Annotated in this window: 15 protein-coding genes and 1 pseudogene; 5 read left to right on the forward strand and 11 right to left on the reverse strand. The window is 62.7% G+C overall.

Going from position 1 to position 18236, the window contains the following annotated elements; translation table 11 throughout:
- Positions 1 to 87: 87 nt before the first annotated feature.
- Positions 88 to 1344 (reverse strand): IS701 family transposase, encoded by a 1257-nt coding sequence (locus D2V17_RS15675; RefSeq protein WP_119592595.1) that lies wholly within the window; start codon positions 1342 to 1344, stop codon positions 88 to 90.
- Between the two features lie 275 nt (positions 1345 to 1619).
- On the opposite strand from D2V17_RS15675, the gene D2V17_RS15680 reads away from it, so the two are divergent.
- Entirely contained in the window at positions 1620 to 1883 is a 264-nt protein-coding gene (locus D2V17_RS15680) for a cupin domain-containing protein (protein WP_220474138.1), read from the forward strand.
- Positions 1884 to 1942: 59 nt separating this feature from the next.
- Here the strand turns inward: D2V17_RS15680 and D2V17_RS15685 are convergent, their stop codons facing one another.
- Positions 1943 to 2959 (reverse strand): saccharopine dehydrogenase NADP-binding domain-containing protein, encoded by a 1017-nt coding sequence (locus D2V17_RS15685; RefSeq protein ID WP_119593792.1) that lies wholly within the window; start codon positions 2957 to 2959, stop codon positions 1943 to 1945.
- 4 nt (positions 2960 to 2963) lie between these two features.
- Entirely contained in the window at positions 2964 to 3539 is a 576-nt protein-coding gene (locus tag D2V17_RS15690) for a class I SAM-dependent methyltransferase (protein ID WP_342767850.1), read from the reverse strand.
- Positions 3540 to 3700: 161 nt separating this feature from the next.
- Here D2V17_RS15690 and D2V17_RS15695 point away from each other — a divergent pair, with 161 nt between their 5' ends.
- Entirely contained in the window at positions 3701 to 4081 is a 381-nt protein-coding gene (locus D2V17_RS15695) for a winged helix-turn-helix transcriptional regulator (protein ID WP_119593795.1), read from the forward strand.
- Between the two features lie 121 nt (positions 4082 to 4202).
- Here the strand turns inward: D2V17_RS15695 and D2V17_RS22020 are convergent.
- The 3 genes and pseudogenes from D2V17_RS22020 to D2V17_RS15715 all read right to left on the reverse strand — a co-directional run bounded on the left by D2V17_RS22020 (position 4203) and on the right by D2V17_RS15715 (position 7457).
- Positions 4203 to 5407, reverse strand: a pseudogene (locus D2V17_RS22020) (IS630 family transposase).
- 118 nt (positions 5408 to 5525) lie between these two features.
- A protein-coding gene (locus D2V17_RS15710) for an IS5 family transposase (RefSeq protein ID WP_119593797.1) occupies positions 5526 to 6286 on the reverse strand; the annotation gives its coding sequence in 2 pieces (ribosomal slippage) (positions 5526 to 5950 and positions 5950 to 6286; 762 coding nt in all).
- Positions 6287 to 6509: 223 nt separating this feature from the next.
- Positions 6510 to 7457 carry an AraC-like ligand-binding domain-containing protein gene (locus D2V17_RS15715; RefSeq protein WP_119593800.1) on the reverse strand — a complete coding sequence of 316 codons (948 nt, stop codon included), beginning with the start codon at positions 7455 to 7457 and terminating at the stop codon, positions 6510 to 6512.
- A gap of 165 nt (positions 7458 to 7622) precedes the next feature.
- Here D2V17_RS15715 and D2V17_RS15720 point away from each other — a divergent pair, with 165 nt between their 5' ends.
- Complete coding sequence (locus tag D2V17_RS15720) at positions 7623 to 8627, forward strand: carbon-nitrogen hydrolase family protein (RefSeq protein WP_119593802.1); 1005 nt, start codon at positions 7623 to 7625, stop codon at positions 8625 to 8627.
- A 17-nt stretch (positions 8628 to 8644) separates the two neighbouring features.
- Here D2V17_RS15720 and D2V17_RS15725 read toward each other — a convergent pair whose 3' ends face one another.
- The 3 genes from D2V17_RS15725 to D2V17_RS15735 form a co-directional block, all read right to left on the reverse strand.
- A complete protein-coding gene (locus tag D2V17_RS15725; protein ID WP_147367442.1) occupies positions 8645 to 8947 on the reverse strand; it encodes a hypothetical protein in 303 nt (100 codons plus the stop codon).
- A 338-nt stretch (positions 8948 to 9285) separates the two neighbouring features.
- Positions 9286 to 11586 carry a TonB-dependent receptor gene (locus tag D2V17_RS15730; RefSeq protein WP_191229238.1) on the reverse strand — a complete coding sequence of 767 codons (2301 nt, stop codon included), beginning with the start codon at positions 11584 to 11586 and terminating at the stop codon, positions 9286 to 9288.
- A 227-nt stretch (positions 11587 to 11813) separates the two neighbouring features.
- Positions 11814 to 12896, reverse strand: coding sequence for an aromatic ring-hydroxylating dioxygenase subunit alpha (locus tag D2V17_RS15735; protein WP_119593808.1), 1083 nt, complete (start codon positions 12894 to 12896; stop codon positions 11814 to 11816).
- Between the two features lie 260 nt (positions 12897 to 13156).
- Between D2V17_RS15735 and D2V17_RS15740 the strand changes: the two genes are divergently transcribed.
- Positions 13157 to 14041, forward strand: a complete 885-nt coding sequence (locus D2V17_RS15740; protein WP_191229239.1) for an AraC family transcriptional regulator — start codon at positions 13157 to 13159, stop codon at positions 14039 to 14041.
- A 19-nt stretch (positions 14042 to 14060) separates the two neighbouring features.
- Here the strand turns inward: D2V17_RS15740 and D2V17_RS15745 are convergent, their stop codons facing one another.
- Both D2V17_RS15745 and D2V17_RS15750 read right to left on the reverse strand, forming a co-directional pair.
- Positions 14061 to 15389 carry an MFS transporter gene (locus tag D2V17_RS15745; protein WP_119593812.1) on the reverse strand — a complete coding sequence of 443 codons (1329 nt, stop codon included), beginning with the start codon at positions 15387 to 15389 and terminating at the stop codon, positions 14061 to 14063.
- A gap of 151 nt (positions 15390 to 15540) precedes the next feature.
- Positions 15541 to 16428, reverse strand: coding sequence for a LysR family transcriptional regulator (locus tag D2V17_RS15750; protein WP_119593814.1), 888 nt, complete (start codon positions 16426 to 16428; stop codon positions 15541 to 15543).
- A 229-nt stretch (positions 16429 to 16657) separates the two neighbouring features.
- Here D2V17_RS15750 and mdlC point away from each other — a divergent pair, with 229 nt between their 5' ends.
- The gene (gene mdlC, locus D2V17_RS15755; RefSeq protein ID WP_119593816.1) at positions 16658 to 18235 is read left to right on the forward strand and encodes a benzoylformate decarboxylase; all 1578 of its coding nucleotides are present in this window, start codon (positions 16658 to 16660) and stop codon (positions 18233 to 18235) included.
- Position 18236 lies beyond the last annotated feature (1 nt).

An 18236-nucleotide genomic window follows, 5' to 3' on the forward strand; every position in this document is an offset into this window, starting at 1 on the left:
CACTACTTTGGCAGATTTTCTGGTGTCGGGTCAGATATGCAGCGACCGCAGTGCGGGCATGGCCGATCCGGTGGCTTGGAGAAGCGGTCAATGATGGCCTGTCTGATCGCTGGTAAGCTCGGCTGTGGAGGCGGACCGGCAGTCCTTTTTTTCCCCCTTGGCCTGCTTGAGGCGCTGGGTCTGCAAGAAGGCCAGGGCGATCATGGACATCAGCGCGTGTCGGTGCAGCCCCTTCCATGATCTACCCTCGAAGTGATCGAGGCCGAGTTCTTCCTTGAGTTGCTGATGCCCCTGCTCACAGACCCAGCGGGCCTTGATGGCGCCGGCAAGCTGCCTGATTGGCGTGCTGGCAGGCAGGTTGGAGAGGTAGTATTTGCGCTCGCCAGTCGAGCGATGCTCCCCGACCAACCACACCTCCTCGCCGGGCAGATGTTGCGCACCCATGTCCCGGATGCGCTGGGGCGGACCATCGGCGACACGCACGCGAACGGCAGCGAACCGCGCCGAGAGTGGCCCTTTGGTCCCGCGCCGCCAACTCACCTTGCGCCACCTTGCCATCTCCAGCATTGCCTTGGCGGATATCGATTTTGCGTCGGGGATGGCGTTCTTGCGAGGGCGACCTCTTCCAGCGATCGGGAAGATCATCCCAACATCGGCGGGGTAGACCTTCTGTCTGAAAGGTATGCCCACCGCCCATGCAAGCCCGCGCTCACTCAGCCCCTGTCGGAACGGTGCGGACATGCCATAGCCCGCATCCGCCAGGACACAGCCGAAACGAACACCCGCAGCGCCGACCCGATCGATCTCAGCGAGCGCGATCTCGGGCTTGGTCCTGTAGGGGCAGCAATCGAGAGGAACTCCAGTCCGTTCCAGGCGGGCCACGTCTCCGGTCCAGCTCTCGGGCAGGAACAGGCGCAGGCCGACCATGATGGGGACTTCGCCAGATGCCAGCGTCACCGACACCAGCGTCTGGCAGTTGGCATTCTTGCCCAGTGCCGACGCATATTGCGGCGCCACGCCGACGGAATGGCGCCCCTTCTTGGGCAGCGCCGTGTCGTCGATGATCAGCCAGGCCTTCTCGCCGCCTACCTGCCGGTCGGCCTCGGCGAGCAGAGCTGCCTCCAGCGGTGCTTCGTCCCACACGCCGCTGGCGATGAAATGATGCAGCCGATCGTAGCTGACATCATCTGTCCGGGCGGCCATCGGCTGTATGCTTTTGCGATCCCCCGGGCCGATCAGTCCCGCGATATACGCCGGACACATCCGGCCACGCGTCTTGTGTCGCAACGCCGCTACAAACGGTGCCAACCACTCGTCCAGTTCGCCACGCCAATCCGTATCCATCGCCAGCCCCTTCGAAAAGCTGGCTCCCTATGAATCACTGGAATCCCACCTTGGGAATCCCAAAAATCAGATTTCTGCCAAAGTAGTGCTAGTGCAGAACGTCTGGCTTTGCAGCAACAGCGTCTCGTCCGCCTCGCCTGCGGCCTGGCCGTGGTGTTCGAGCAGTTCGGGCGAGATTTCCATCTGGTCGTCCAGCAGGCCGGCGACCTTGCGATAGACTGGATTGGCGGACCAGGTCTCGCGCCCGCGATTATACCGGCAGATCAGCCTGGGACGTGCTGTCGATCGAGCGGATCGACGACGCGACGGTGCGGCTGCACTGGACCAACCGGCCCTACCGCTGGCACGTCAACGATGGCCCGGAAGTCTTCGCTGTCCTCGACGGGTGTGTCGACATGCATGTCCGGACCGCTGGCGGCGAACAGGTTCTGCATCTTGAAACAGGGGACATCTTTCACGCCGAACCGGGCGATGAACATGTCGCCCATCCCTTCGGGCAGGCGCGTGTGCTGGTGATCGAACGTGCCGGAAGCGTATAAGTCCGCCCCCTTTCCGACTGGCGGCTTTCTGCGTCAGTAGCAGAGAGGACTCGTTCCAGTTAGCTACTGAAGGAGATGGATGCCTCAGGCGGGATCTGCGGTACGACCCTATCGAGCGACAGGATCTGCTCGATATGATGAATCCCGGCCGGCACACCGTGGCGAAGGATATGTTCGACGACCAGCGCCGCGATCAATGCGGTTATGCTGGCCTCCTTGCGGCCTTCCATCGTCTTTCGTTGGGTGATCTGCTTGCCGGCCTTCGTGCCGTGGACCTCCACGCTCAGGGCCGTGCGGTCGGAGCCGATCCGGGCATAGGGCATGATCGCCTTGAACAGCCGGGTCAGCACGGCGCTGGCGGCCACGCGGCGCAGGATCGGAAACATCATCCGGCTGATGCCCGGCGTGTCGAAGGTCATGAAAGTCTGCACGTCGGCGATCCCGAGCGTCCGGCGCAAGACATGCTGGTCGGCGAAATCGAACGGCACGACCGGGTGTCGCCGAGGCGGGTTGCCAAACATGATCGGCGCGAACACGCCCGGACGGACCTTCTGGAAATTGCTCAAGGTCCAGTCGATAGCTGCCGGTCCATGCGTGTCGCCAAGGCCCAGCAGAATGCCGATGCGGGCGCTTTCGACGGTGTCCAGCCCAGCGCTCGCCGCTTCGACAAGCAGGTTGGTCAGCCCCGGCGCTAGCCCCACGGAAAGCACCGCCCGGCCACCATTGACCCGCGCGATAGTGTCCAGTCGCTCGATCCGCCGGAAGAACATGTCATTGGCGGTGATGTCGACATAGGCGAGGCCGCGCTCGAGCACTGCTGCCACGAAGCTGGTATCGGCCTGGTCGACGCACATGACCACGCATCTGGCTCCATCGAGCGCCGGGCGCCATGTATCACGTTTGCCGAGATCGAGCGGTACGGAACGGCAGCCCAGGCGTGCAGCCGCTGCGGCCAGCTTGTCACGGTTGCGTCCCGCGATCCGCACGGGTGCCAGGGCCGTCTCCTGCAAGCGGGTCGCAATCTGCAGTCCCACATGCCCATAGCCGCCAACGATCAGGATCTCGTCATTTGTCATGATGTCAGGCCCTTTCCGCCAGAATGCCGAGATAGCCGAAGGCCCGGAAGAACGGCTCCCGGATGTGGAATCCGGCCTGCTCCAGCAAGCCGATCAGTCGCTCCAGCGGAACCCGGTGCCAGCTTTCCTGCATCCGCTCGATCACTGCCGATGCTTCGGCGGAACTGTGCCCCCTGCGCCGAAGCCAGTCGCGCAACGCAGCGTCGTCGTCGTCCGGCTTGACCGCATCGACAAGCAACAATGGGGCGCCTGCGGAGAGACGCCGGGCGATGCCGGCCAACAGATCGCGTTTGGCGCCATCGTCGGGAAGGAAATGCAGGACGAGCGAGAGCATCGCCGCGTCATGGAGATCCGGGCCTGTCTCATCGAGCAGACCATGATGAAAGGCGATCCGCGCATGCGATCCGTCAGCCTTCGCCTTATGCCGGGCAACATCCAGCATGCCTTGCGACGGGTCGATAGCGGTAAACAACGCATCGGGCATGGCCAGGGCTGCGGCAGAGAGTTCCGCACCCGTGCCGCATCCCGGCACCAGAACGCAGGTCGGCTGCGGGCGACGCGCAGCGAGAGTGCTCGCCATCACATCAAGAACGAGCCGGTAGCCCGGCACCAGATGCTCGATCCGGTCTTCGTAGCTGGCGGCGGCGTGATCGGGGAATGCAGTAATGGTTTTGCTCCTTATATCGCAATCGGACGTCCGCCGAAGAATCGGATCGGATCGCGGTTCAAAGGGTGAAGCAGATGGAATCTGGACTATCCAAACGGGAAGTCGAACAGCGCGAAGTGGCGCGACATGCGTCCGAGTGTGCGCTGGAGGACTGGCTGTCCTTCCTCGGGCATCGCTGGAATGGCCTTATCCTCTGGCGGCTGTCGTCCGGTTCCCGGAGCTTTACCGAGCTTTCCAGCGGGCTCTCCGGCATCACCCCGAAGGTGCTCACCGAGCGGCTTGCGTCGCTTACCGAAAAGGGCCTCGTCGAACGGTCGCAAGGAGCGTCCTTTCCGCGTACGACAGCCTATGCGCTGACCGAGCACGGAAAGGACCTGGCGGACCACCTCCAGCGCTTCTATCGCTGGGCGACCGAAAACCCGCTCGCGCAGAACGCTGTTGCCTGTCAGCGATGATCGGTCACGGTGAAGGCTATTTCCTGCCCGAACGAGAGTTCGAGTGTATTGCCGTCGGGGTCCGCGATATAGGTCCAGAGCCCGACCTGACCGGCCCCCAGCGAGTGGTCTGATCGGATTGTTAGTGCATTGACGCCTCCATCGCCAGTGTTGGCCGTAGGTGGAGCGAAGCGGAACCGGAGGGCAACACTGGCGATGGAACGGCCTCTGGCGCCGGTGGTCGATATCCCAGCGAGCTGTGCGGCCGGACGGTGTTGTAATGACGCCGCCACGCCGCGATCAGGATGCGGGCCTCAGCGAGCGAGTAGAAGATTTCGCCGTTGAGCAGTTCATCGCGCAGCGACCCGTTGGGCCGAAGACGAGCGAAGCCCAACCTTTCGCAATAGCCATTCTCCCATGGCGATCCGGGCGTGATGTAGAGCGTCTTCACGCCGAGCTTCGCCAGCCACTCCTGCACGGCGGTCGCGATAAACTCCGGACCATTGTCTGACCTGATATGCGCTGGCGGGCCGCGCGTGACGAACAGATCGGTCAGCGCTGCGAGCACGTCATCGCTCCTGAGCTTACGCGCTACCGGCAACGCCAGGCACTCCCGGCTCGCCTCGTCGATGATCGACAGGACCCGGTATTTGCGACCATCATGGATGCGGCCCTCGACGAAGTCGCAGGACCAGACATGCCCGGGATATTCCGGCCGGAGCCGGATGCATGATCCGTCGTTCAGCCACAGCCGCCCGCGCTTCGGCGTCTTTTGGGTGGCATAGTTGTCCATCACGAGGTGAACGTGCGGCCCGTCGGGCATTGCGGCGTCGATCTGTTTCAGGAAGTCGAGAAACTCGGCGGCCCGGTGGTGCTTGCAGCATTTTCCGATATCCGCACCGGTGGCGATATCGAGCGCGGCAAACAAGGATGTCGTGCCACTGCGGATATAGGTATGGGTTCGCCGTTCGGGCACGCCCGGTGCCATGGCAAAACCGGTTGCTCACGGTCCAGTGCCTGAATCTGCGACTTCTCATCGACGCACAGCACGACCGCCCGGTTCGCCGGCGACATGTAAAGGCCAACAATGTCCTGCACCTTGTCAACAAACAGCGGGTCCATGGACAGCTTGAACGTCTCGGATCGATGAGGTTGCAGACCAAGCGCATTCCAGATCCGACGGATAGTCGTATGCGACGGTCCAGACGCGGCTGCCATGGATCGGATCGACCAGTGGGTCGCATCCCTGGGCGTGGTATTGAGCGTGCGCTCGATCACTTTGGCTACCTGCTCATCTGATACCGTGCGTGGCCGTCCCCCACGATACTCATCAGTCAGCTTCGTCAGACTGCGCCAATGCGGCGTTTGGCATGCCGGTGAGCGCTGTGCCTGCCAGCAGGAAAGCGAAGGGTATGCGGTAGAGTGCAGTGGTGCGTGTCTTGGCCATTTTTAGGACGTAGACTCATTACGCGGAGCACCAGATGCGTGCGCAGATGAGTTTGACGGCTGCGAGGTAGTTTTCGGGGCATTTGTCATAGCGCGTGGCGATACCACGGAAGTGCTTGATACGGTTGAAGAAGCGTTCGACGAGGTTGCGCTGCCGATAGAGCCAGCCCGAGAAGGCGAACCTTTGCTTGCGGTTGGACCGCGATGGAATGTTGGCCCAAACGTTCTTGGCGGCGGCAGCTTCACGGATGGCGTTGCTATCGTATCCCTTGTCACCGAGCAGGGTTGCCCCCTCCGGCATGGCCTCCAGCAGGGCCTCGGCTTCCTGACTGTCGTGGACCTGGCCGCCGGTCAGTCGCAGGGCGACGGGACGACCGTCAGCGTCAACGAGGGCATGAATCTTGCTCGTGAGGCCGCCTCGGGAACGTCCCATGCCGCGATCTGCAGTTCCCCCTTTTTACCCGTCGCACCGTGCTGGTGGACGCGGACACAGGTGGAGTCGATCATCACGATCTCGCCTTCGAAGGCGGCGGAAACCGCGGCGAGCAGCCGGTCCCACACCCCGGCTTTGCGCCAACGCACGAACCGGTTGTAGCAGGTGGTCGAGGGCCCGTACCGCTCGGGTATCTCTGCCCACGGTGAGCCGGTGCGGAACCGCCAGAGAATGCCGTTCAGGACCCGTCGGTCATCAACCCGGGGAACGCCGCGTGGCTTGTTGGGCAGCAACGGCTCAATGACCGACCATTCCCCGTCCGTGAGTTCGTATCGCCGCCGCGCCATCCAGCCTCCATCGCAATAGAGAGCCTGAATCACCCAGACCCCAAAACCTCAAGACCGTTTATGAGTTTACGGCCTAGCCTCCCTGAGTTTTTGGCCAGCTCTCCACTCGGAGATCTGATGCAAAGCTGGTGAGGGTAGGCTAAGGCTTTCGCCGGATTTGAATGGTGCCGACTGGTCCAGTTTTTTGTGTGTAGCGGAACTGCAATATGGGAACCCTTTTTCGCTAGCGCTGGTAGCGGCATTCCCTGGGGGTCTGGCCGTATTTGCTCTTGAAGGCCTTGCTGAAATGGGCGGGATCCTTGAACCCCAGGTCATAAGAAATCGCGGTTATGGATCGCTGAGCAGACTGCTGAGACGACAGATACCGCCGGGCTTCCTCCAACCGCCGATGCCAGATCCATTCGGAAAGGCTGTGATTGCGATCCTGAAACAGCTTGCGCAGATAGCGGCCCGAAATATTCAGACGCTCGGCAATGAAAAGGCACGACAACCTCTCATCGTGCAGATTCTCTTCGACAAATTGCAGCACCCGGCACAGCAGCTGATGCTGCCCCTCGCGCGCGGGCAGCGTCGTTTCGCCATCGAATTCCTTGAGTGCGCTGGCCATCAGATCCAGCATGCTGTCGCGCAGTGCCCAGGTTGACGTGGCTGGTATGTTATCGATCTGATCGGTCATCCCCCTGATGAAGGTTGAGGCCAGTTTGCCGGCGCCTTCCCGGCCAGACACCCGACGGGCAGTCATGGCCGAAGCGTTGGTCAGTCGATTGGCGATATCCTTGCTGCGAATACGCAGAACGATCTGTTCGAAAGGCTGGTCAAGAATGATCTGATAGGGCTCACGTGTATCGTAAAGCGCGAAGTCGCCCGGCCCCAGCTGCGCTGTCCGATCGTTCTGAACCACAGTCATGCTTCCTCGCGATACCAGGCTGAGAAGAAACACATCATCGGAAGATCGCGCGATGCGCGTCTTGTCCCGCCGGGCAGAATGGGGAACCGCAGCGACCTTGACCAAGCCTATGTCCAGCAGTTGGCGGCCTTTCAGTTTACCGTAAAACTGCCCCTCGTGCATAGGCACGCAGTCCAGATCGACAAAGGTGTCGCACACCATGTCCTTCCAGAGGGCAAAGGAATTGCATTCATACCCGGACCCTGACGAAATTTGCTCAAGCATTGCAATCTCCACGGTTCGTTTGGGGAATTGGCTTCCTTCCGGGCCTCTCAAGACAATTCAGTATGCCATTTCATCCAAGACTTTCCCGAGCACCTTGTTCAAACTGGCCAAGGGAAGAGGCGCGTCCTTGCGGCCTCCACGCTGTTCGAAAGTAGAGGACGAACAATGACGATTTCCAAGCCTTACAAAGCCGCAGTGGTGCAGGCCGCGCCTGATTTCCTCAATCTGCAAGGCAGTGTCGACAAGGCCATTTCGCTGATTGAGGAAGCCGCGCGAAACGGTGCCAGACTGGTCAGCTTTCCCGAGTGTTTTCTTCCGGGATATCCGTTCTGGGTCTGGCTCGACGCCCCAATCTGGGGCATGCAGTTCGTCCAGCGATACTTCAACAACGCAATGCTGGCGGATGGTGTTGAAGCCCAGCGCCTTTTGCAGGCGGCCATCGACAACGACATTTTTGTGTCCATGGGCTATGTCGAAAAGGCCGGTGGCACCCTTTATATTGCGCAACTGTTTCTCGATCCAGTTCAACGCCGTGCGACGCCGCGCCGCAAGTTGAAAGCGACGCATGTCGAACGGACGGTGTTCGGTGAAGGCGATGGCAGCGATTTTGCAGTGTTCGACACAGAGATCGGCAAGCTTGGCCAGCTGTGTTGCTGGGAACATCTGCACCCTCTGAACAAGTTCGCGATGTACTCGATGCACGAGCAGGTGCACCTCGCGGCCTGGCCGTGCTTCGCGCTTTATCAAGGGAAAGCCTATGCCCTGGGCCCGGAACTCAACAACTCGGTCTCTCAGGTCTATGCCGCTGAAGGCGGCTGTTTCGTGTTGGCGGCGACCAGCGTCATGACCGAAGCGCAGCGCGATGTCCTGTGTCAGACGGACGCTCATCGCGATTTGCTTCCGCTTGGTGGCGGCTCGTCGATGATCTTCGGCCCGGATGGATCGCGGCTGTGTGAACCGCTCGCTGCGGATGAGGAAGGACTGCTTTATGCAGACATCGACCTGGACCTGATTGCTTTGGCCAAGACGGCGGCCGATCCGGTTGGGCACTACGCCCGCAACGATGTTTTCCGGGTATTCATGGATCAGGGTTCCCGTTCCGCGCTTGAAGCAAGTCAGGCAGCCGATGCCTATGGCCGATCCTGGCAATTGCTTGATCCAGAGGATTGAGCGCGGCGCCATGACGATCAGACTGCCCCGGTAACAGGCGCATCCGCCAGCTCATCCATCGGGCCAGATTTTGTGGTGGGCGCTGTCTCTTTCAGGACCATCGAAAGAACAGCGCCTACAACCAGCACCCCTGCGATAATCTGCGGTGGCTGCGGAAGAACCGGCCAGCGATCAAACCTCACCAGCCCGAAACCGAGGACCACGATTTTCGAAGAAACATCGGGCTGTTCCGGCTCGGGAATCATCGCTTGAGCTGCCCTCGCAATTGTTTGATATAGATCAATCTGCCTTGAAAGGGGGAGTGATGCAATATCCAGCATGGGGGGCACCGAAGCCTTGATCAGCCGCGTGGCCAGCGATAGCCATGTATCCGGCCAGCAGTGCCTTCCGTGACGCTCTTGACTAGCCCGGTGTTGCCGCATTTTTGCCAAGTGGGGCGGACCAGCGGCGGGTCTTGCAGGTTTGGCAAAGCCAATGGCGTACGCCGTCTTGGCGCTGCCATGGAAAACCTGACCCACAATTCCCGCCGCTGTGCGGGGAACAATTTCGCACCATCACATCCCGGGACCAGACGCCTGACCAGACCCTGGCTGGTCGAGCCCAATCCGCCAGACAGTGGTTTGGCCCCGACAATGCCCGTCGTACTGCCCCGATCGGTTCAGAACTTGATCCTGGCTCCAGCCATGAACTCGCGCGGACGTCCCGGCTGCCCTGAGATAAAACCATAGGGCGCGTTGTAAAAATCGGTGATGTTCACGAAATAGTATTCGTCGAAGAGGTTCTTCACGCGCAGATACAGTTCGAAATCCTCATCGGCGTTCTGCCAGCGCAGGCTGGCGTCGGCCACGACGTAGCCGTCGATCTGCGAGATAGCCGTGTTTACCGTCTGCGTTTCTACCTGTGATTGGTAGCGCACGTCGAGGCGCGGGATCAGCGAACCGGAACCGCCGAGCGAAGCGGTGTATTGAACGCCCGCGCTCAGCTTCCATTCGGGCGTATAGGGCGCCCGCATGTTCAGCGTCACTCCGGTGACCGGCTGCACCGAGCGGTATTCGAAATCGGTGTAGCTGGCGGCCACGTCCAGCGCGAGATCGGCAACCGGATAGGCCGTCCCCTCCAGCTCAATACCCCGGATGCGCGCCGAACCGACGTTGGCCGTCATCGCGCAATTCGGGGCGGCCCCGGTCGGCACGAAGTTCGGGCAGGACCGCAATTGCAGTTGCAGGTTGCTGTAATCGTTCTGGTATACTGCCAGGTTCAGACGCATGTTCCCGTCAAGCAGGTCGCTCTTGAGGCCCGCTTCGTAGGACGTGACGGTCTCGGGGTCGAACAGGGTGATCTGCTCCACATAATAGGGCCGCGGGTTCACGCCGCCGCCCTTGAAGCCGGTCGAAGCCTGGGCGTAGAGCAGCAGGTCCGGGGTGATCTCGTAGTCCACCGCCAGACGCCAGTCGAGGTTGTCACCGCTGAAGCTGCCGGTCTGCCCGTCGAGCGGCAACACCGAGGCAGACAGGAACGACACGGGCGCCCCCGGAGCGATGAACCGCGAGAACGTATAGTCCTTGGTATCCTTGGTGTAGCGAAGGCCGCCGGTGATGCTGAACGCATCGGTCGGATGCAGCACCACATGCGCGAAGGCGGCCTTGGAGCGCACCTCGACGGGGTCTGAAAAGGCGAAATCGAAGGGCACGTAGAACGGAACCGTCGCGCCGGCGCCGTCGAGGCCCGCCCTGCCGGACTGCAGGCTGTCCGCATGATAATAATAAGCACCAAGCGTCCAGTCGACAGCGTCACCGAAATAGCCGCTCAGCCGCAATTCCTGCGTGAACTGCTCGTGATCGACCTGCCAGGCTTGCGTGTTGCGTCCGATCGGCGAACCGTCGAGGTCCACTGCGGAGGAGGTGTCGATCTTCTTGAAGCCCGTGATCGAGCGCAGCGAAATTGCATCGGTAATGTCGATGGCGAGGTTGTTCGAGATACTCCAGGTCTTGGCCAGGCTGGCGGCGGGCAGTGTGTACTGGGCGCTGGTCGAAATCAGGGTCGTGTAGTTCGAGTAGTTGGCATAGCTGCCGTAGGGCAGCATGAAATTGGCGGTGGGATTGGTGATGGGCGGCGTGGCGTTCAGGTTGTAGCCCTCGCCCCTCCAGGCCTTCTGTCCGATCAGCACGACGCCGCTGGGCTGCGAATTGTCGTCCATGTAATCGACGCTCAGTGTGTTTTCGATGGTATCGCTGAGGATCGCCCGCAGGCTGGCGCGAACCGCGATCACGCTTTGCCCGCCTTCCTCCCCGATTTTGCAACCGTCGCCGACAACCGGCGATCCGGCGGCAGGGCCCGGCGATGGCGGGCTGCCGGTAGCGCACCGGTAATCGAGCCGGTCAACGTAGCCATCGCTGTGCTTGGCCAGCCCGTTGACGCGCAGGAACAGACGGTCCTCCACCAGAGGCACATTGAACCCGGCGCGCACCATCAGTGCGTTGAACGAGCCATAGGACGCTTCGGCGTAGCCCTCGCGGTAGTTGTTCGGGGCCTTGGTGATCAGGCGGATCGCTCCGCCGATCGAGTTGCGGCCGGACAGCGTGCCCTGCGGCCCGCGCAGGATCTCGACCCGCTCGAGATCGAGCAGTTCCGGCGTCGAGGCGTACATGATGCCCTGGTAGACATCGTCGATATAGATACCGACGCCCGGCTCGAGCGCGAGATTGAAGTCGGTCTGGCCGATACCGCGGATATTGATCTGCGTTGTCTGCGCGCCGCCCGGACCACCACCGGCGTTGAGGGTGACGCTGGGGGCGGCGGTAGCAACTTCGGCGATGCCGGTCTGGCCCTTGGCCGCAATCATTTCAGCGGTCGCAGCGGTAATCGCGAGCGGCGTTTCCTGCAGATTGGATTCGCGGAATTCGGCGGTCACGACGATCTGGGTGACCTGCCCCGATGATTCGCCACTATCCTGAGCCATGGCAGCGCCGCATGGAACGAGTAACGCCACGCCAGAAAGAAGATTTGCATAAAATAGACGAGCGAATCCAGCGCCCTTATAAGGAACGTTCATTGCCTTCTCCCTGATTTTGATTTTATTTTTATCTATTCAAAAAGTAATATATTCTTATTTTTGGATATTTACACTATTCTCCGTCAACAGGCTTGTGGTCCAATGCCAAGTTCAGAAAAGGTCATGCATTTCGGTTATTCCGCTTCGACTGGTTGCCCCGCCCATCCGTGTGACGCCACCTCGGCCGTCGCACCCTCCTCCTCGGCCAGCATCGCGTTCAGCATCCGGTTGTAGAGGATTACGCCCTTGTCGGCCTTGATCGGCACCGGGTTGCGACCGGGATCGAAGTCGATGATGGTCTGCTGACTTTCGATCATCGCCTTGTCTTCGGCAAAGGCCTTGCCTGCGAGGACCATCAGCTGATCGCGAAACGCTTCGTCGCCGTGCCGGCGGTGCGGCCCCCAGTTGAAGAAATAGCGCGCCGTTCGCGGGCCGGTCGGCGACACCGCCTGGCTGGTAAAGGTCACCCCGCTGATCGCGTCATCAAGGTCGGGTTCGGCAAAGCCCAGCTTCTCGCCCGTGCCGAGCGGGAAATTGCCGCCGGTCATCAAGAAGATGCCGGGCAGGTAGAAGTCATAAACCTGATAACGATCCATCGGTTCGCTGGCCTGCGTGCGTGCGTTGATGTCCGCCTGCATCCAGCGCTCGACCCGGATCGAACGTTCGCGTCGGGTGTATTTGGGCACCCGCCCTGCCCATTCGTCCCCGGCGCCGAAGCTATCGATGTGCACGAAGGACAGATGGCTGAGATCGAGAAGGTTGTCACACACCAGCCGCGCCTCGGCCGCATAGTCGATCTGGCCGTGGCCGAGCACAAAATCGGGGTTGTCGTAGCCCACTGCGGGCGGGATCAGCTTCTCGTCGGCCTGGGCCGGATCGCCCATCCACACCCACACCCAACTGTGCTTCTCGGCCACCGGATAGCGCCGCAGCCGGGCCTGGTCCGGAACCTGCTCCTGCCCGGGAATTTCGGCGATCGAGCCGTCGGGCTCAAACAGCAGCCCGTGGTACATGCAGCGCAGCCGGTCGCCCTCGCAGCGTCCGGCCGAAAGCGGCGCGAAGCGGTGGAGGCAGCGGTCCTCGAAGGCGACCAGTTCGCCATCCTGCTTGCGGTAGACCACCACCGGCTCGTCGATCACCACCGTGCCGAACGGCTGGCCAATCGCCAGATCCTGCGACCACGACACCACGTACCAGCAATTGCGAAGATACCCCATACATCTCTCCAAGTCAGCGTCGTCTGCCCGGGCCGTTCGTCGCCCGTTATTCTCCGGTTATAGATACCCGTCCGCGTCGACCGTCATGGCGTGAGGGCACAAACGACAGGGGTGGACGGGCAGCGTCGCGACTTCCGGTCCGCGCGAAATTGGTTTAGAGTCGTGGACGGGAGAAGAAGGCCGACAAAGCTATGGCATCGATAGAGTTCTCATCGCGTGAGGCTGGCGGAAAGGCGCCCGGTGATCTTTGGTGCGAGCGCGTGAGCAGCTACCTCGGCGCGATGCAGATCAGCGTGCGGGACCGCATGGCCTTCGATGCCCATTTTGCCAGTCGGACCTTCGGCCGCAATCGCATCAGCCGGCTGCGCGCCGGCTATCAGCACGTGACCCGCTTGCCCTCGCGCAAACCGCGCGGCCACGGCCAGTTCAACCTGTTGTACCTCACGCGGGGAGAGATCGACATGCGCAGCCACGTGCGCAGTGGCCTTTTCGGCGCGGGCGAATGGATGCTGCTGGACAATCAGCGCGGGTACGATTTCGCCTCCTCAGAGGATTGCGAATGCTTCGCGCTTTACTTTGACGAGGCCTGGGTGCGCCAGCAATTGCCCAGCATCGAACTGGCGATGCAACGCCAGACGAGTGCGTCGGCCGAATGGGGTTCGGCGCTGCAGAGCGGCCTGTCCGCCATTGCCGGAAACTTCGGGCGCGCCACCGATCCGCTGCACGACTATGTCGCCTTCGAGCAGATCCCGCGCCTGCTCGGCCTGGCTTGCGGCGTCTACAACGAGCGCACGAGCGTCTATCAGGACGACCGCTTCGGACAGGTGCTGGCGATCGTGCGGGAAGAATTCGCCGACCCCGATCTGGGTCTGGACGCGGTGGCCGGTCGGATAGGCCTGTCGCGGCGCCAGCTCTCGAACGTGCTGCGCGCCAACGGCACCACCTGCGGACGCGAGATCCAGCGCGCCCGGCTCGACGAAGCGCGCCGGCTGCTTGCCTCGCCACGTTGCGGATCGCTGTCGATCGGCGATATAAGCGCCAGCGTCGGGCTGCTCGACGCGGCCCATTTCGCCAAGTTGTTCAAATGCTGCTTCGGCGAAACCCCGAGCGAGTTTCGCGCCCGCCGCGCGCAGGAACAGGATTAGCCGCACGCGGGGCGGCTGCTCAGGCAGCACCCTTCGGCTGCGGCACCAGGTGCCGGTCCGAAATGACCGCGCCGAGGCCGGCCAGCACGCTTGCCACCGCCAGAACTGTAAAGAACGGCCAGGTTGCCGTCCCTGCGGCATCGAGCAAGACCCCGCCCGCCAGCGACAGCACTACGCCGCCGAGGCGGCCAGCAGCCAGTCCGTAGCCTAGTCCGGCCGAGCGGCAGGAGGAGGGGAAGCCGGCGATCATCATCGCGTAGATCGTGGCGATCGTTATGCCGGTGGTGGCGCCGTTGGCCGCCACCACGGCCTGCATCAGCCAGGCTAGTGCCGTGGCGGCCTGCATCAGCCAGTACAGCGCCAGACTCGAAGCGAGCATGCCCGCAGACCCCAGCATGATCACCCTCCGGCTACCGAGCCGCTCAATCACGAAGCCGATCAGCAGCGAACAGATCACCGAGGCCAGGTTGAACACGAACAGCGCGCGGATGCCCACATCGAGCGAATAACCCGCGCTGGTGAACACCACCGGCGTCCAGGCGATCATGCCGTAGGCCACCATGGCGGCGAAGAAAAAGCCCAGGCCTGCCCCGAGGTTCAGCCGCAGCAATTCGCGGCTGAACAGGTTGCCCGCCGCGCTCTTCGTCTCCGGCCTGTCCCCGGCAGCGAGCGAACCGAGATCGACCTCCGCGCCGCCGAACCAGCGCGCGTTGGCGCGCGCGCGCTCGCCCTTCCCGCGCGCCTGCAGATTTTCCGGCGGCTCACGCATCGCCAGCATCGGCAGCACCAGCGCCATGGTCGTGAGGCCACAGGCCACGAACACGCCGCGCCAGCCAAGGTCCGGCAGGAGCAACAGCACGATCCACGCTCCCAGAATTCCTCCGGTCGGGGTTCCGATCGCAAGCAAGGTGGCAACGCGCGGTCGCAGGCGTTGTGGCAGCCATTCGCTTGCCAGCGCCAGGGCGTTGGGGCCAGCCGCCCCGAAGCCCACGCCCGATACGAGGCGCAACAGAGCCATCTCGCCCGGCGAGCCGGTAGTAGCGGCAAGGATAGTGGCCGCCCCGAACAGGAGCGTCGCCCCCACCAGCACGAGCAACCGCCCGAAGCGGTCCCCAAGCCACCCGCCGACCAACGAACCGATTACCATCCCCGTCAGCGCAGCCGCGAGTGCGGGGCCGAATGCAGTGCGCGTGATCTGCCAGTCGTCAATAATCTGCGGCGCGACCAGCGACAGCAGCTGGATATCGATGCCGTCGATCACCAGCACCATGAACGAAACCGCGACCACAGCGACCTGAAACCGCCCGACCGGCCGCGCTTCCAACACCTGGGCGAATGTCTTTACCATATCTGTCCTCTCGCCGGTCGGGCGCCTCGGCGCTTCTCGCGGCGCCGAACGTCAGCGTAAGGTCTGCTGCATTAGCGCGATGCGGTCCACTGCGATCAGCCGGGCGGGCCATGCATTTGCATTATGGCACCCCAGATCCCGCCCCTGCAGCCTAGCCCGTCAGGCAGGAATAGAGCAGCCTGGTATGCTTGGGGAAATAGCCCTGCTTGCGGCGGTAGACGCGGAAACGACGGGGCATCAGCAATTCGGGTATCTCGACGACCTGCAATTGCCCGGCCGCGCATTGGTCGGCGATCACGGCCAAAGGCAACCAGCCCAGCAGATCGCTGTTGCGCAGAATGCTGATCTGCGTGCCGATGGTGTTGGTTTCCACTGCGATGTTGGGCGCGGAATGGCCCGCCGCCTTGATCAGCGCTTCGAGGTTCGAACGCGGCGTGCGTCCACGCTTGAGCATAACCCAGTCCTGCGCCAGCGCCTCGCTCAGGCCGCAATCGGGTGCCACCGGCGGATCGATGGCGCGGCAACAGACCTGAAAGCTGTCTTCGTAATCGCAATAGCTGAGCGGCTCGATATCCGCATGGCTGATCGAATCGCTGGCGACGATCAGGTCGATGCGCCGGTCCAGCAGCGCGTCGGTCAGCTCACTGTCCGGCGCTTCCATAAGCTCCACCTTAAGGCCAGGCGCCTGCCGCCGCATTTTCTCCAGCGCGCGGGGAAGCAGGGCACGGGTGGTGGCCGCCACCGCTCCGATGCGGACCTGACCGCTGCGCAGCCCCCGCAATTCCTGCAAGGCGTGGCGCGCTTGCTCGATATCGAAGGTGAGCTGGCGCGCGTGTTCGATCAGGATTTCCCCGGCTTGGGTCGCAACCATGCCCTTGGCGTAACGCTCGAACAGCTTGGTCTCGAGGCGCGCTTCCAGATCACCCAGCATTCGGCTCAGGGCCGGCTGACTGACATGAATGGCCTCGGCAGCACGGCCCAGACTGCCATTTTCGGCGATAGCGACAACGGCGCGCAGGCGCCTTTCATCGAATTCCATAATATCTTCTTATGGGTTGCGTCCAAAATTGCAATATCTCGCATGCCACCACGCTGCTAGCCAGCAAGCGGACAAGACGCGGGCCGCAGCCGGCGCCGGTCGCACGGCGGGAGAAGACTACGACGGTGTCGCAGACATCCACCTCCTTTTCGCACCCGACCCGGCGCGGCGACCGCCCCGCCGCCTTCGCCCATGCTCATACTCTCGACGCAGGACCAGTGATCATCCCATGGCAGCCCCAACCGTACGCGAAGTGACCATCGACCTGTTACGGCAGCTCGGCATCACCAAAATCTTCGGCAACCCGGGCTCCACCGAATTGCCCATGTTCCGCGATTTTCCCGCCGACATGGACTACGTACTTGGCCTGCAGGAGGCGAGTGTGCTGGCCATGGCCGATGGCTATGCCCTGGCCACGCGCAACGCCGCCTTGGTCAATCTGCATTCGAGCGCAGGCACCGGCCATGCGCTTGGCAATCTGTTCACCGCTTACAAGAATTACGCGCCGGTGATCGTGACGGCGGGGCAGCAGGCGCGTTCGATCCTCCCGTTCGAACCATTCCTGCATGCCGCTCGTCCCACCGAGTTCCCGCAGCCCTTCGTGAAATGGGCCTGCGAGCCCGCGCGGGCCGAGGACGTGCCGCTGGCCATCGCCCGCGCGTACCGGATCGCGATGACCCCGCCCTTCGGCCCGACCTTCGTTTCGGTCCCGGTCGACGATTGGGACAAGCCGTGCGAACCGCTCCCGCGCCTTCCCCGGGTCGCCACCACCAATCCCGGCGATCCCGCAGCGCTGGTCGAACTCGCCCGCGCGCTCGGAAGCGCCAGCCGAGCGGCCCTCGTGCTCGGCGCGGACTGCGCCCGGTCGCAGGCGTGGGACGCCGCGCTCGCCCTTGCCGAACGGCACCAACTCGCAGTCTACTCCGCGCCCCACTCTTCCCGCAACGTTTTCCCCGAAAATCACCCTCTGTTCCAGGGCTTTATTCCTGCCTCCCGTTCCGCGATCATGGAAACGCTCGGCAAGCACGATCTGGTCATCAGTGCCGGCGGGCCGCTGCATCTCTACCACACCGAGGGAGCCGGGCCCCACGTGCCGGACGACACAGGGCTGTGGCTGATCGCAAACGATCCCAACCTGCTGTCATTCGCCCCGGCCGACCGGGCCATCCTCGCCGATTGCCGTTCGGCGCTGGAGCGGCTTGCCGTGTCCGCCGAGCCGAACGCGCGAGCAACGCCGCTACCACCCCGTCCGGCACCCCCGCTCACCGGCGATACGCTCGATGCCGCGGCCGCCTTTGCCTGTATCGCCCGGATGCGCCCGACCGATAGTGCCATCGTCGAGGAAGCGCCCTCAACACGGGCCATCATGCAGCAGCAAATGGCGCTGACCGGACCGGACCAGTTCTTCACCACCGCCAGCGGGGGGCTCGGCTACGCCCTGCCCGCCGCGGTCGGCGTGGCACTGGCCAATCCGGACAGAAAGATCATCGCCATCATCGGCGACGGATCGTTCATGTATTCCGAGCAGGCGCTGTTCAGCGCCGCCCAGCTCGGAACGCCCGTCAGCTTTCTGGTGATCAACAACAAGTGCTATGCCGCGCTGCGCGAATTCGGCCGCCATTTCCAGCTCGGCAAGGTCGAGGGCACCGATCTGACCGGCCTCGACTTCTGCGCTCTTGCCAAGGGCCATAACGTGGCCGCCCGTTCCGCCGTGAGCGTGGCCGAACTCGAAGAGGCCCTGGCATGGTCGTTCGCGGCCGATGGCCCCACACTGGTGGAAATCGTGCTGGCCGAGAAGGAGGTATGAT

This window comes from Aurantiacibacter xanthus (assembly GCF_003584015.1).
GTDB lineage: Bacteria > Pseudomonadota > Alphaproteobacteria > Sphingomonadales > Sphingomonadaceae > Alteraurantiacibacter > Alteraurantiacibacter xanthus.